We start from the raw sequence: 12461 nt of genomic DNA, 5'->3' as shown, positions 1-12461 counted from the left end.
CCCCTTTTTGTCCAAAAATCGGACAACACGACGTGCTCACCCTTGCGTTGAAAACCAAGACGGAATACCTTCCAAGCACGGTGCGTTGGAAGATATTTTTCCGCGTTGGCTCTCCCTGCTACTTTAGTTTCCGCTAAAGTGGTTTGGGTGAGCTTTTTTTTTATTTAGTACCCACCATGAAAAAAACTCGAGCTTTTCACATTTACTCAAGCCTTCCCCATGAAAACTTTGTTGTGACATCCAAATCAAAATATTCCTTTTGAATAAAGAAAAATCTTTGGCTACACGAAGATTAACCAAGTTGGTTAAATGATTCATTGTGCAATCAACTAGTTACGGACCCATTTAACCACTTTGGTTAAATGGCAGAGCAGGTGCATCAGGAAATGGCTCAATTTAGGGGGGGAAGTTACGTGGCATTGAATTCAGAAATCAGGGAAAAAATTGATAATTGGTTGAGCTTTGAAGCAGGACGTTCAGTGTCTGAGCTGGCAAGACGAGCAAAAGTTCCATATTCGAGTTTAAGAAGAATTTTGCAAGATGAGACAAAGCCGAACTACTACACTTTGGCCAGCGTTCTTGAAGCGGCGGGATGTGGTTCTGAAGTGGGGCCGTTGCTGAGCAAACAATATCCAGAGCTCTCGCAGATATTATCTATATTTAGAGAAAAGGAAGTAGCAGCAGGGGACTTGGTTTCTTCTCTTGATCCAGATTCCATTTATGTACTTGCATTTCTGACCTGCGACAAGCCAGTCTCCCTGACAGAATTGAGAGAGGAATTCGGCGCAAGAGGCCTTCGGTCATTTGAAATTCTGAAAACACGAAACGTCGTTGAATTATCTGAGGACGGCGAGACGATTAAAGTGTTGATGCCGGAGATATGTATTCGCAATCCAGACGATATTCTGAAATTTATCCAATCTCACTTGAACTTTACAAACACTGCTAATATTTATTCTAACAAAGCAACTGTAGCAGCCATGTGGGGGTCCATGAGTTTTGAAGGGTATACGAAAGCGCGTGAAGTTCTCAAAACAGCGGCTCTGACCATCAGTAAGATTAGAGGCTCTTGTCCTGGAGAAATTCCTATGCATTTTACTTGTCTATTGAATTCTTACAATGATCTCCATTCTGTTCAGAACACAGGAGCACAAAATGAAATTTAAATCCTTATTCTTTGTTTTATTGATGACTCTAACGAGCTCTATCGCGTCTGCTGGTGGAACTGGTTTCGCAGGATTTAACACACAGCCTCCTGAACAAGATCAAGAAGACGGCTATTCTCGTGTGCAGTTTGTTGAACGTCACCAGGGAGAGACGACCTTCATTCTCAAAAGAGATGGCGTTGAGCATGTTTTCTCTCTACGGCCAGAAGAAATCGAACCTCAGATGATGAAACTGATTCTTAAATCAGAGCAAAACAGGAAAGAGCCTGTTTTGGTCGAGATTTAGTAATTTCTCGAGAGAACAGAGAATTCGTGAGACTAGATATCTCACATCAGGAGATCTCTATGTCAGAGCGGGGGGGGGTTCAGTAACTGAAGGCCCCTTTTCTTTTGCTTGGAATGAGTTCACTGCCTCTTTTCACAGCCAATTAAGCGCCCTTGAAGGCACATGATTCGGTAGCGGCGGCTGATTGTCTCAAAGATATTTTGGTGAGCACTGCCGATTTCTGGATTTCGTTTCCATTTTTCTGTTCCAGCCGGACTTCGCGAAGGGTCACTGTATTTTTTCCCTCCCGGCAGATACTGTTTCAGATCGAATTTATCAAATGGATTGTCACTTCGTTTTCCGTTTTCAAGAACACCACTGATGCTGGCATATCCCTCGCGAGATTCGGCTCCAAGAGGACTTGAAGTATAGCCTCCTCCTCCGCTCACACCCTTTAAAACGTCAGTATCATAGCCGGGGCCTCCGTAGCCACCACCCCCTCCAGAGTAGGGCATAGCACTTCCTCCGCCGCCACTGCCGCCGGCAAAGCCTCCACCATTATTGGGAATGGCATTGGCCCTGGCCTCTTCTCCCAATCCCTCACCAAAGATAGGAACTTGCCTCTGTGCATTGGTGTCGGGAACACTGAGGTCACTTCCATCAACTGCTCTGGTTCCAAATCCTGTGTTCTGAAATGTACTCCCACTTCCTGATCCACTCCCGGATGAGGCACTGCCTCCGCCTAAGCCTGAACAAAGAGGATCGGATTGAGCATTGGGTCCTCTGCAATTAACGCAGATTGGATTTGAAGCGTTGACGGGATCGTTACAGTCTCCGTTAAAAACAGGTTGCTGGTCAATGTTGGGAAATCCTGTCACTTGATTCGTGGCGGCTTGTTGGCAGAGATCGGCAAATCCACTTGCTGCAGCTGATTGAGCCGCTTGTCCTCCCATGGCCGCCACGTTGGAATTATAACCGGTACAGCGAGTGCCTCTTCCCTCCGCATTGGCTTGAGCGGCTCTGTAATCACTGACTAAGCTCTCGGGACACCTGGCACCTTTTCCACCGTTTGCTCTGAAGACCGTGTCCAATTGATTGCATTCGGTTAAAACTCTGCGGTATTTATTCGACACTTCCTGACACTTGTCTTCGCAAGAGCCCTTATCAGAAAAGCACTTTGTGCCCAAAGCCGTATTGGCTCCAGCCCCTCCGAGGGCTACAAGCTTCATAAACTCACAGCTCTTGGCGATCCCCGCAGAATCCCCTCCAGAAGCCCCACCCATTGAGATCATACCAGCGGCTCCAACTAAGAGTGTTCCCATGGCTGTTATCGAACTCGCACTCGGTCCATCAAGACCCGACACACACTTCACCGGATCATTGCAACAGGTATAGGCCCTTTTGTGAGCTTCTTCGCAGTAGGCTCGATCACTCTCAACCTCTGGAGCTTGAGGAAATCCCTGAATGGAATCATTCGTTCCAACGGTGGAGTCTGATTCAGTTTGACCTGAGTCTTCATTCGCTGCTGTGCTCTTCGGCCGTCCATCGGATCCACACTTAGGCAGTCCATCTTGCTTTTGCGACTCTTTCATCCAACAAGACGGCTCCCCATTGTCATCGCACATCGCCTTGCCTTTGACTTGGCCTGAGTCAGATGACCAGCAAGAGGCAGTTTGGGTTGAAGAGGATTCATCTTTCGATGAAGACTTGCCAGTTTTCTCTGAGTCCTTTGAATCTGCGTCGTCTTTTTGTCCTGAGGATTTGCCGGCACCATTCTTCGTCGTGGTCCCTTTCTCTGATGGTTTCGTCGCAGGATCTGACCCCGAACCTCGTGGAGATTGTGAAGTTCTGCTTCGAGGAGTTTGAGGGGTTTGGTTCGAGCCGCAGGTGGGATCGGATTCTGAGCATCCGAACCCTCCGACATCTCTACCCTTCCCGCTAGGCCGTGGAATCGCATTCCAATTAATTGGATCTGGAAAAGTATCAAAATCCCCTGCATACGATTTATTTTTTTCGAAGTAAGCAATGTTGGCCAAAGTTAATCGAAAGGCCGGCAAAAAGGTGCGGTCGGGATTCAGTGTTCCACAGTGTCCATACATCTGAGTGATCCCGGCAGGGCAACTCAAGGCTTGAGACACATTTGAAATCAAGCAGACTGAAACAAAGACAAGAGCGCAAATGACAAAACTGAATCTGGCACCACCACTTAATCCAGAAGCCTTTGACTTATTCAAAAGAATCTCCATCGCTCAGGAATTTTAGTCAGAATGACAGTGCTTGATGAAGATTTTCCTGCTCTTAGAGATGATTCTACAGGTAAACTGACCCTGTATCAAAAACTATAAGAGAGACTTCAATTTACGTCTAAGTGTTTGATATTTTGGATTTATCTCGTCTCAACTTGGGACTCCAACCAAGACCGTGATCTGAATCAAAGTAATTTTAAATGGCTCCAGCCGCTTTACCATTTTTCTTTGGCTCACTTCGACCGAACTTCCTTCGAAAATTGATGAATTCCTCGTAAAAGGAATTTCCGTCGACCGCAAAATTTACGCGATTTTCAATATGAAAGTCACCCTCTGTCTCTGAAGCATCGGGAAGAAGAAGCAAATCTGCCACGTTGACCGCCGTAAATGTCAGAACTCCATGTTCATCACGTACTGCAAGTGCCGAACCAGAAGATCTATCGAGCATATCTCCATTATGGGTTAAGAGATTCTTGAACGCCGGTCCTAAATCCGAGTGAGGATCTCTGTAAATATTAAAAGGCTCACAATTTTTGTAAAAAGGAGAGTCCTTGATTTTACCGTTCTCATCTCTCAGACTCACCATCTCAATTTTTTTCGAAAAGCGCGTATCATCGAGAGGCTTAAAAGCCAGGGGTTTGGGCCAATACTTTCGATCAACTGATACTCTTTCCCCAATTTTTCCGTTAGCGTCCCTTTTCCCAACTGAAACTCCGACAGGCTCTTTAAGCTTCACAAAAGCATAATCCTTATGTCTAGGCTCGCGCGGGTTCAAAGATCCATACTGAATCTCTTGAATCTCATAGCTTCTCCACTCATAAGCCACATCTGGGTCTTTTCTTAATTCCCTGGGGATCCAGACTTTTGTTGAAAACTTGAAGCCTTTGCCGTCACTATATTTGTCTATTTCACCGTCTATATGGTTCAAAAACACATGAGCAGCCGTGATTAAAACATCTCCGTCCATAACCAAGTGTCCAGTGCCTCCGCAAATTCCTCCGAGCTCTGCTTTACACTTGCGGCTAAAGTCAAAAAATTCACCAACCCCAAACAGAGCCTTGTCTTCCTGACTTGAATTTTCATCAAAGAAAAAAGGGCAGCGTCCGTCATTTCCCATAATCGCAGTTGGAATAAATCTTCCCAGCTGCTGGAGATTTTTGGCATTGGCTGGTGAATTCTCACAGCCCTTCACAAAGTCGGTCCTTTTGTGGTCCGAAAAAAACGGCTCTGGCTTTCCCGTCTTTGAATTGATTATCCAATCCCCGGGAGGCAACCCAGATTGTGCAGAGGCCTTTGAAAATCCAAGCCCCAAACAAAAGGACTCCAAGCAAATCAATAGAGCCAAATAGTAAATGGGATCGACGCTCATTGTAGTTTTTATTTTGAAATTCATCTTCAATGTCACCTTAAAGCACTTAAAGCTGGTTCATATCTGGTACTGACATTGTATGCTAATGCTGTGCCAATTCGAATTAAAGCCATTCTGGGGCTTAGAATCCCCATCTGTAGGACCATTCCTTGGTTTAAGTGCTCTTTCAAAAAATGCCTCTTATTTGACTAATTCCTGATCACAACAGTTCTCAGCTGACATCTCCAGCATCTCCCGCTCGAATCCACTAGGTACTACCGCCTACGCTCATGAGCCACCACCAAGAGCGCTTGAAATTTAAATTCACAAAATTCGATTGAGCTTTCAAAAATCCTTCTTGTCTCTGTGTTCTCCTCCGTCCACCTGGTATCGACTTCAATTCATCAGCGAAATTGGCTTCAAAGAAAAAGAAGTGGAACTTTGATCGAAATCAATCTGATGTTGCAAAAATGTTGTCGAGCAAGCTCTTTAAATTGCCATTTGTCGGCACATTCGAAAGGGTTCGACACCAACCTTATAAAGACCAAATCAGACATCACCTATCTATAAGTCTTCAAACGAAAACACATTTTCCGCGATTTATGATCTCAGTTTGAAATCGAATCCAAGTGGCCTACTCCTCGCAAACAACAGAATCGAATTATTTATTGATGGCGAACGTTTTTGAATTCTAAGGAGATATTAGTGAAACATTCATTTATCCAAATTATGAGCATTCTCATTGCATTTACATGTTGTCCCATTACTCAGGCCGGAACCGTATTTGAAGATGGGTTAAATCTGGCATCTGCTGGTGAATATGATAGAGCAAAAAAGAGAAGAGAAGAGAAATTGAGAGAACGTATTGAAGAAGAACGACGTGAAAACCAAAGAAAACTAGATGAAGAAACTTGTAAGTCTAAAAGAGAAGAAATAAAAACAATAGATGTGCTACTTGAGAAATCAAAATCCCAAATCAAGAAACTCATTTCATTTGAAGATAAAGTATTTGATATACTAAATTATATCCAAGACATTGTTAACAAGATAGAACAAGATTCAAAATACTTAGTTAGAGCAAAGACCATTTCAAAACAAGCTCAAGAAGTATTTAATCACTATATCAATACCATTATAAAGGCCGATCTTGGTGATCCAAATTTGGATGAGATAAACAAGCGATTTGATCACCTAATTCAGATATCTAAAGATGAAAATATGTCCATGACGGAGCTACTCGAAGGAGCTTTGAAAAACATAGGTCAAACAGAGATCTTACTACTAGGTAACGCCTTGAGAGATTCAACGATCTTTCTTAATGAAATGATAACAAATGAATACAGTCACTATCTTGGACACAGTAGAATATTTGAAAGCAAGACTGGTAGCCCTTATCAGAATACAATACCAATCGAAATGAGAGAAAATCGATATGTTTTAGTTGCCAAAACAAACGAAATGGCTCAGGGCCAGACTGGAATACCCGATTGCGGAGAGAAGAGTGTTCCACCACCACCACCACCACCACCACCACCACCACGAGAAAGAGCGGAGCGGCCTATTCATCGTCATAATAGCTTCATGTATTGACGATTCTTTTTGTACAATAATCATTTTTATGAGCTTTTTTTATGTTGGGCTTTTGAAATAATGTGGCCATAAATGGAGTGACTCTAATTTAATTTAGGAGATTTATATAATGAAGGCCGTCACATATGTAGTCATTATTCTCAGTTTTTTTTCGACTCCGGCATTTGCAGGATCAGTACTGGACGATTTATTTAACCTAGCATCTCTTGGCAGATATCATCAAGAGTACGAGGAGGCTAAGGCAAGAGTTCGCAGAGATTTGTCCCACGAACAAGCAGTGTTACAGAGTAATTTAAATGAAGTTAGTGCGGATAAAGAGTTACATCATCTTAGGATCTTGGAAAGTCAATACGCCTTAGCTACAATTAACTATGAAAGGGCAACAAAATTTAGTAGTTCTCAAATGAAAATTATGAAGATGATTGAGGACTTAAATTTAAAAAACCTTAGATCTGCCAATCAAATTAATTTGTCACTTAACGTAGCTGATGATCTTAAAGAAACATATAGACTTTTAACTGCCATTAAAGACGTTCGATTTGATTCAAAATACATTGAAAGCGTTCAAAATCTTTGGCTAGACTCTCTTTCGAAGATAGGAGAAATCGCAAAACGAAATCAGAAAAATTCTGCTGATTTCCTTAATGAATCCTTTATGAATTTAGATAAACAAAGTATAGAATACCTCTATCAATATTTGGCAAACTTCCAGGAAAATGTGACCGCCAAATTGGTCTCAAATTATAGAGAAAGCTTGGTGCTTCTTGCCAAGAAATACAATGGTCAGCTTAAAATTGTAAAGAGTCTTGGCAAAGGATTGGAGCTTAAGGAAAAAGAATTGCCCGAAGGTGTGGTATGAGGCGACTCAGACATTTTTCAATTCTATCAATGTTTATTGGTTTATTAGGCTGTTTAAAGCAAAAAAATGAAATCAATAGTCAGAAAAATCAAGGTGGTCAGGACAGGAAGGACCAGATAGCAACTGCGACTGATGAATACTTCTATTCGAATATCTTTGATATCTTGTCCAAAAGCATTTTTACTCCAGAAAAAAATGATCTTTCAAAAATGCAATACCTTTCATCGCGAACGTTTGAAAAAAATGGCGAAAAATATAGGTACGTTGTTTTCTTTGAGAGTCTGTATAAATACAATAAAGAGTATTTTGATTCACAACAGATAAGTGCGACTCTATCCGTAAACGATCCAGTTTTGCCAGGGGAAATCATTGCAAATCATATTATTTTGAGAGTTTCGGATCTTGGTCATCCAATTAGTGTGTTACATCAATATGCCGATTTTTATCACGGAGATTACTCAATTTCTTCGGACCCGATGTATAATCGCTTTGGCAATATTTATGGATTTTGGCATCCTAGATTTCAAAGTAATCAGGAAATTGAACTAACACAAATAAGTGAAGTGCATTTTGACAATTTTATTGGCAATGAACTGGCAGATAAATCAAATGGGATTAAAGAATATCAGCCAATTGTATTTCATCTAGAAAACGACCCATTGATTTTACAATTTTTTCGACCAGAACCACATAGAATAACAAATTTACTCTTAAAGCGGAAGAAATTGAGCGATCAGTTTATAGGTCCTTTTGGACGAATAATATCAGAACAACTACGATTCAAAAACCTAGCTCGTAGCATTCTTCCCGGAGCGATGATTCAGAGTAAAGTGGACAAAAAAGCATATCTTAGATTATTAATTGACATGGACTTTGAGAATTTGAATTGGACTCTTTTTTCGGAATGCTCTGAAAGTACCAGTGCAGATATAAAAAAGGAAAAATTCATTGGAAAGTTAGAACTTCACCATAACCAACTTATTCTTAAGGAAATGGGATCCATTGATTTAGATAGTTTTATTCTAAGATTATCAAACATGTCGTTTTTAGGTACTTTCCCAAAAAATTGTAGACCTGACTCGCTTGAGTCGTTTGAAGGACCTTTAGAATATCAAATTCATTTGGAGTCTAGGTAAACCATGAAAACATTTAAAGCATGTATAAAAATACTTTTGGTGTTGTGTCTTTAGAAGCAATCATATGCTGGGGATCGGGAAGAGTATATTGTTAAACAAGTTGCTAAGGCAGCTGTGCAACAAGCTATCAGTGAGGGAATGCATGGGTACATATCAAAATGGTTAAACGCTAAAATTTTAGAATCATTCCCAATCCTTAAAGGAAATCCTGACGCCAAAGAACCAAATATTGGTGGAACGCTCGTTTCAGGTATTCTGTTAGGTCTTAGTATTGATAATTTCATAAATTCAGAGAATGGTGATTCTAAAACGCTTGCAGGAGCAAACGTAATTGCTAGCATTGTTTCGTTTGTTAATCCAGCGGTTGGCGTGGTCATGAATGGCATTTTGTTTGCCATCGGTATTTTAATGTCCGCCATGGCAATTGATCACCAAACAAAAATGCAAGAGATTCTTGGTGAAACTCTACAGGAATATTCCATTTTGATAAAATCAAAAATGGTTTATGCAAATGCCGAATTGTCCAGAATCGAAGTGCCTTTGACTATAGCAATTACTTCCAGTCTGAAATCTCAGGTCTATACAGACTACTTAAACGTCAAATGTAAGATCAGTGCCGACTTCCCAGATATTGAACTAGTGTCAAGTTGTCTAGAGGCGGCTGAAAGTGTTATTTTTCTAAAACGAGTATTTGTTGCGCAACTTATGGAAGTTTTAAATTTGGAATTGAAATACATTCCGCTTAAAGAGACCTTGGTGGCCTTAAATTATCCATACGAAAGAATTCAAACAGAAATAGCTGGCTACAATGAAAAACTAAATGATGCCGAAAAACAGATACAAAATTATAAAAGCAGTTTGGTCCATGAATATTTAGTTCAGAGATATACAAATCAAAAGGACGATTTATCATTTAAAAGTATTGAAGATGAGAACCTATTCACATGCAAATCCATGATAAGACGAAATTTAAAAGATATCATCAAATTAAATTACGAACAACCTGAAGATAAAATTGATGACAAAAGTATATTGGAAAACAAAATTTTCATTCAGGGTGAGTCCGAGAATTTTCATACTTGCCTTGAAATGGTCTCATCGTCTGGTTCTTCTGGTAAGAAATCGGTTCACACTTACTTAGAACAATATAAATTACTTAGAAATCGTAGGGGCTTATGAAGACATTTTTCTTAAAGATATTCTTTGCTACTGTTTTACTTCTGAATGGTGCATTTGCATATAGTGACGGAATTCCATTAGTAGATGGTCCTGAGAGAGTCTGGAATATTAATGAATATCTGGATCGATTCTTTCGCAATAGGAGTCCAAACGAAAAAGTTGAATTTAGTTATGGTAATTTTAGGTACACAGCGATTTATCTTGGAGTTGACAATAATGGAACATTTTTGGTGTATGACGTTTCGGCTGTGCCAATTCCCAGTGCTGGCGAAGTTGATTCAAAACAAGATTCTCAAGGCGGACGGGCAAATCAAAACAGTGATAGTGTTGACTTAGACAAACATTCTGTGTCCGAGAAAAATGGAGCGCCAGTGGACGGTCCAAGTTCTTGGTCTTTAACAGATGTTCAGAAGGCTGGATTAACAGGCGCAGGAAAGAAGGTAATTGGACTACTTGCTGTGCCACCTGAAAAAGTTAAAGAGTTCCTTTCAGCAAAGGCTTATGCAGAGTATCAGGCTGTAATGTTAAAAGAGTTACAAGAGGAATTTAAAAACCAAATTGTAAATGGAACAGTTAAGTTAGCAGTGGCTGTGGCAGCTGGCCTAAGTGAGCTAGAGAAAGGACCTAATTTAAATCTGGATATAAAGGTAGACTTAAATTCTTATCAAAAATTTAGTTCTCCGGAAAATGTTGAATTTAAATCAGATGACTCGTCTTTTTTGGCTCAAGCAAATGAGTACTATACAAAAATTTACAATCATGTGCCACTAACAAGATTAGAAGTATTTGCTCGTCAAATAGGTTTAAATTCCTTGATAGTTGCCGACGAGGCAAATTCAGATGGATTTCTTGAAATCTCTAATTCACAAATGGAAATAGCAACAGCAATGGGTGATATTCTATTTGGCTTAGATCCTTACACTGGATTTGCTCGAGACTGTTTGGAGTTTTTTTCTGGCAATAATATAGTAACAGGCGAAAAACTCACACCATTAGAGCGTTCAATTTCTGGAATTTTCGTAGGGGCCTCATTGGTAACGGCCGGTGCCGCATCCAGTCTGAAAAACGCGATCGTCGCAACCTTTAAAGTGAGTGAAAGACTCAATAAACTGAGAAAGTCCTCGCAGTTTTTGAAGAATTCAGCGGGCGCATTAGCATCTTTACCCTATATGGATGTAATCACACGATTGGGTTTTGAAAAGCGAAATAATCGAAAGAAATTGGATGCTTTTGCCAAAACGACTAAACACTGGGATGCTCTCGCATGGAATACCTACCCAAAAGTTTCAGCAGATCTGAGATTAAGCGAGAGAAAACTTTCACAAGAGGCTTCAAGACTTGGAATTTCGGCAGAAGAACTCGCGATAAAACGAGAAACAGCGATTGGTTTTATGAATAGCAATAAAAAATTTACTGGAAACGCAGATCAGATAAAATCGGGTCTGGAGGGGATTGATTTTTCTGGACCTGTCGAAGTCACAAAAATACCAAAAGGTACCATTGTTGAATCCTGGCAAATTCCGGAAAACAAAATGGGTCAGTACGTCACGACGGAGAGAACATCGCCCGGCTCATTAGGGATCGATTCCATTGGCATGGGCAAGGATGAGTTGCTTTATGCCAAAGTTCCAAAACAATATGTCGCAACAGAAGACGTACCCGCACTTAAATCAAAGGCCGAAGGTATCATCGATGATTGGTCGTGGGAAAGGGATTTTAAAAGGAATATCCCAGATCCGATTTTTGAAAATAGATCCGTTAAGACAAAGGGCAACTACCAACCAGGAGGGGCCGATCAATTTCTTATTCAGAAAGATGTATTTAAGGAGATAAACTAATGGGGCTAATTAAGAAGAAATTCTTTGAAATGGATGCAATTTACAAAGTAAAAAAAAATATTAAGGATACTCTTCAATGGTCGAACACTTTCATACCTGGAGAGGAAGTTACTTATTGTGGGTATACAATCGATAAAGATCAGGGAAATTATATTTATAAATTTGAAGACGCAAATGGTTGCGGTAAACGGGTAGTTGAGAATCCTGACGAGCCGCCTTTTCCCAATTATGAGGATTATTTTGCTAAAATTGGAGTAAACCCAAACCCAGCAAAGGATGAAGGCTTGTATATGTTCGATGACAGTGAATGAAATGTATCCGTGGAATAAATTTCCTTACGAGAGGCAAAGATGAGTTGCTTTATGCCAAGATTCCAAAACAATATATCGCAACAGAAGACGTGCCCGCACTTAAATCAAAGGCCGCAGGTATATTCGATACGTGGTCTTGGGAGAAACAAAATCCTGAGAAGGTTCCGCATCCGATTTTTGAGAATAGATATAAAAGGACCACTGGTAGCTATCAGCCAGGAGGGGCTGATCAATATCTTATTCAGAAAGACTTATTTAAGGAGGTAAACTGATGGGGCTAATTATGAAGAAATTCTTTGAAGTGGATGCAATTTACAAAGTAAAAAAAAATATTGAGGATACTCTTAAACGGTCGGACACTTTCATACCTGGAGAGGAAGTCACTTATTGTGGGTATACAATTGATAAAGATCAGGGACATTATATTTTTATTTTCCTAGATTCTAAAGTGACATTTCGCAGTTGAACTTCAAATCCACCTCCAAACTTTTGTTGGTCGAGGGCAGAAATGGGTCGAATCCTA

The 12461-nt window shown here is 40.5% G+C and carries 12 protein-coding genes; 10 read left to right on the top strand and 2 right to left on the bottom strand.

The annotated features are described in order from the left end of the window. The first annotated feature begins 386 nt into the window (after window positions 1–386). Window positions 387–1166, top strand: coding sequence for a hypothetical protein (locus tag IPL83_08120; protein ID MBK9039112.1), 780 nt, complete (start codon window positions 387–389; stop codon window positions 1164–1166). Beyond that, window positions 1156–1452, top strand: a complete 297-nt coding sequence (locus tag IPL83_08115; protein MBK9039111.1) for a hypothetical protein — start codon at window positions 1156–1158, stop codon at window positions 1450–1452. The genes IPL83_08120 and IPL83_08115 overlap by 11 nt, the downstream gene beginning before the upstream one ends. 119 nt (window positions 1453–1571) lie before the next feature. On the opposite strand, the gene IPL83_08110 is transcribed toward IPL83_08115, so the two are convergent. Both IPL83_08110 and IPL83_08105 read right to left on the bottom strand, forming a co-directional pair. Then, the gene (locus IPL83_08110; protein ID MBK9039110.1) at window positions 1572–3665 is read right to left on the bottom strand and encodes a hypothetical protein; all 2094 of its coding nucleotides are present in this window, start codon (window positions 3663–3665) and stop codon (window positions 1572–1574) included. Between the two features lie 208 nt (window positions 3666–3873). Further along, entirely contained in the window at window positions 3874–5070 is a 1197-nt protein-coding gene (locus IPL83_08105) for a hypothetical protein (protein ID MBK9039109.1), read from the bottom strand. Window positions 5071–5730: 660 nt separating this feature from the next. Between IPL83_08105 and IPL83_08100 the strand changes: the two genes are divergently transcribed. From IPL83_08100 to IPL83_08065, 8 genes are all read left to right on the top strand, one after another. After that, a complete protein-coding gene (locus IPL83_08100) occupies window positions 5731–6615 on the top strand; it encodes a hypothetical protein (protein ID MBK9039108.1) in 885 nt (294 codons plus the stop codon). Between the two features lie 109 nt (window positions 6616–6724). Then, window positions 6725–7474, top strand: coding sequence for a hypothetical protein (locus tag IPL83_08095; GenBank protein ID MBK9039107.1), 750 nt, complete (start codon window positions 6725–6727; stop codon window positions 7472–7474). Beyond that, complete coding sequence (locus IPL83_08090) at window positions 7471–8610, top strand: hypothetical protein (GenBank protein MBK9039106.1); 1140 nt, start codon at window positions 7471–7473, stop codon at window positions 8608–8610. The genes IPL83_08095 and IPL83_08090 overlap by 4 nt, the downstream gene beginning before the upstream one ends. Window positions 8611–8724: 114 nt before the next feature. Next, window positions 8725–9789: a hypothetical protein gene (locus tag IPL83_08085; protein MBK9039105.1), complete on the top strand. Its 1065-nt coding sequence runs from the start codon at window positions 8725–8727 to the stop codon at window positions 9787–9789. Continuing rightward, window positions 9786–11627: a hypothetical protein gene (locus tag IPL83_08080; protein ID MBK9039104.1), complete on the top strand. Its 1842-nt coding sequence runs from the start codon at window positions 9786–9788 to the stop codon at window positions 11625–11627. The genes IPL83_08085 and IPL83_08080 overlap by 4 nt, the downstream gene beginning before the upstream one ends. Then, a complete protein-coding gene (locus IPL83_08075; protein ID MBK9039103.1) occupies window positions 11627–11938 on the top strand; it encodes a hypothetical protein in 312 nt (103 codons plus the stop codon). The genes IPL83_08080 and IPL83_08075 overlap by 1 nt, the downstream gene beginning before the upstream one ends. After that, window positions 11935–12210: a hypothetical protein gene (locus IPL83_08070; GenBank protein ID MBK9039102.1), complete on the top strand. Its 276-nt coding sequence runs from the start codon at window positions 11935–11937 to the stop codon at window positions 12208–12210. Before IPL83_08075 ends, IPL83_08070 begins: the two co-directional genes overlap by 4 nt. Further along, a complete protein-coding gene (locus IPL83_08065) occupies window positions 12210–12404 on the top strand; it encodes a hypothetical protein (protein ID MBK9039101.1) in 195 nt (64 codons plus the stop codon). Before IPL83_08070 ends, IPL83_08065 begins: the two co-directional genes overlap by 1 nt. Window positions 12405–12461: the final 57 nt, after the last annotated feature.

It is taken from the genome of Bdellovibrionales bacterium, from assembly GCA_016716765.1.
Taxonomy (GTDB): Bacteria; Bdellovibrionota; Bdellovibrionia; order Bdellovibrionales; family UBA1609; genus JADJVA01.
This window is presented reverse-complemented; position numbering and strand designations above follow the sequence as displayed.

Coding starts and splice junctions, on each gene's coding strand:
- IPL83_08120 (MBK9039112.1), top strand. CDS start 387: ATGGCTCAATTTAGGGGGGGAAGTTACGTGGCATTGAATTCAGAAATC.
- IPL83_08115 (MBK9039111.1), top strand. CDS start 1,156: ATGAAATTTAAATCCTTATTCTTTGTTTTATTGATGACTCTAACGAGC.
- IPL83_08105 (MBK9039109.1), bottom strand. CDS start 5,070: ATGAATTTCAAAATAAAAACTACAATGAGCGTCGATCCCATTTACTAT.
- IPL83_08095 (MBK9039107.1), top strand. CDS start 6,725: ATGAAGGCCGTCACATATGTAGTCATTATTCTCAGTTTTTTTTCGACT.
- IPL83_08090 (MBK9039106.1), top strand. CDS start 7,471: ATGAGGCGACTCAGACATTTTTCAATTCTATCAATGTTTATTGGTTTA.
- IPL83_08080 (MBK9039104.1), top strand. CDS start 9,786: ATGAAGACATTTTTCTTAAAGATATTCTTTGCTACTGTTTTACTTCTG.
- IPL83_08075 (MBK9039103.1), top strand. CDS start 11,627: ATGGGGCTAATTAAGAAGAAATTCTTTGAAATGGATGCAATTTACAAA.
- IPL83_08070 (MBK9039102.1), top strand. CDS start 11,935: ATGAAATGTATCCGTGGAATAAATTTCCTTACGAGAGGCAAAGATGAG.
- IPL83_08065 (MBK9039101.1), top strand. CDS start 12,210: ATGGGGCTAATTATGAAGAAATTCTTTGAAGTGGATGCAATTTACAAA.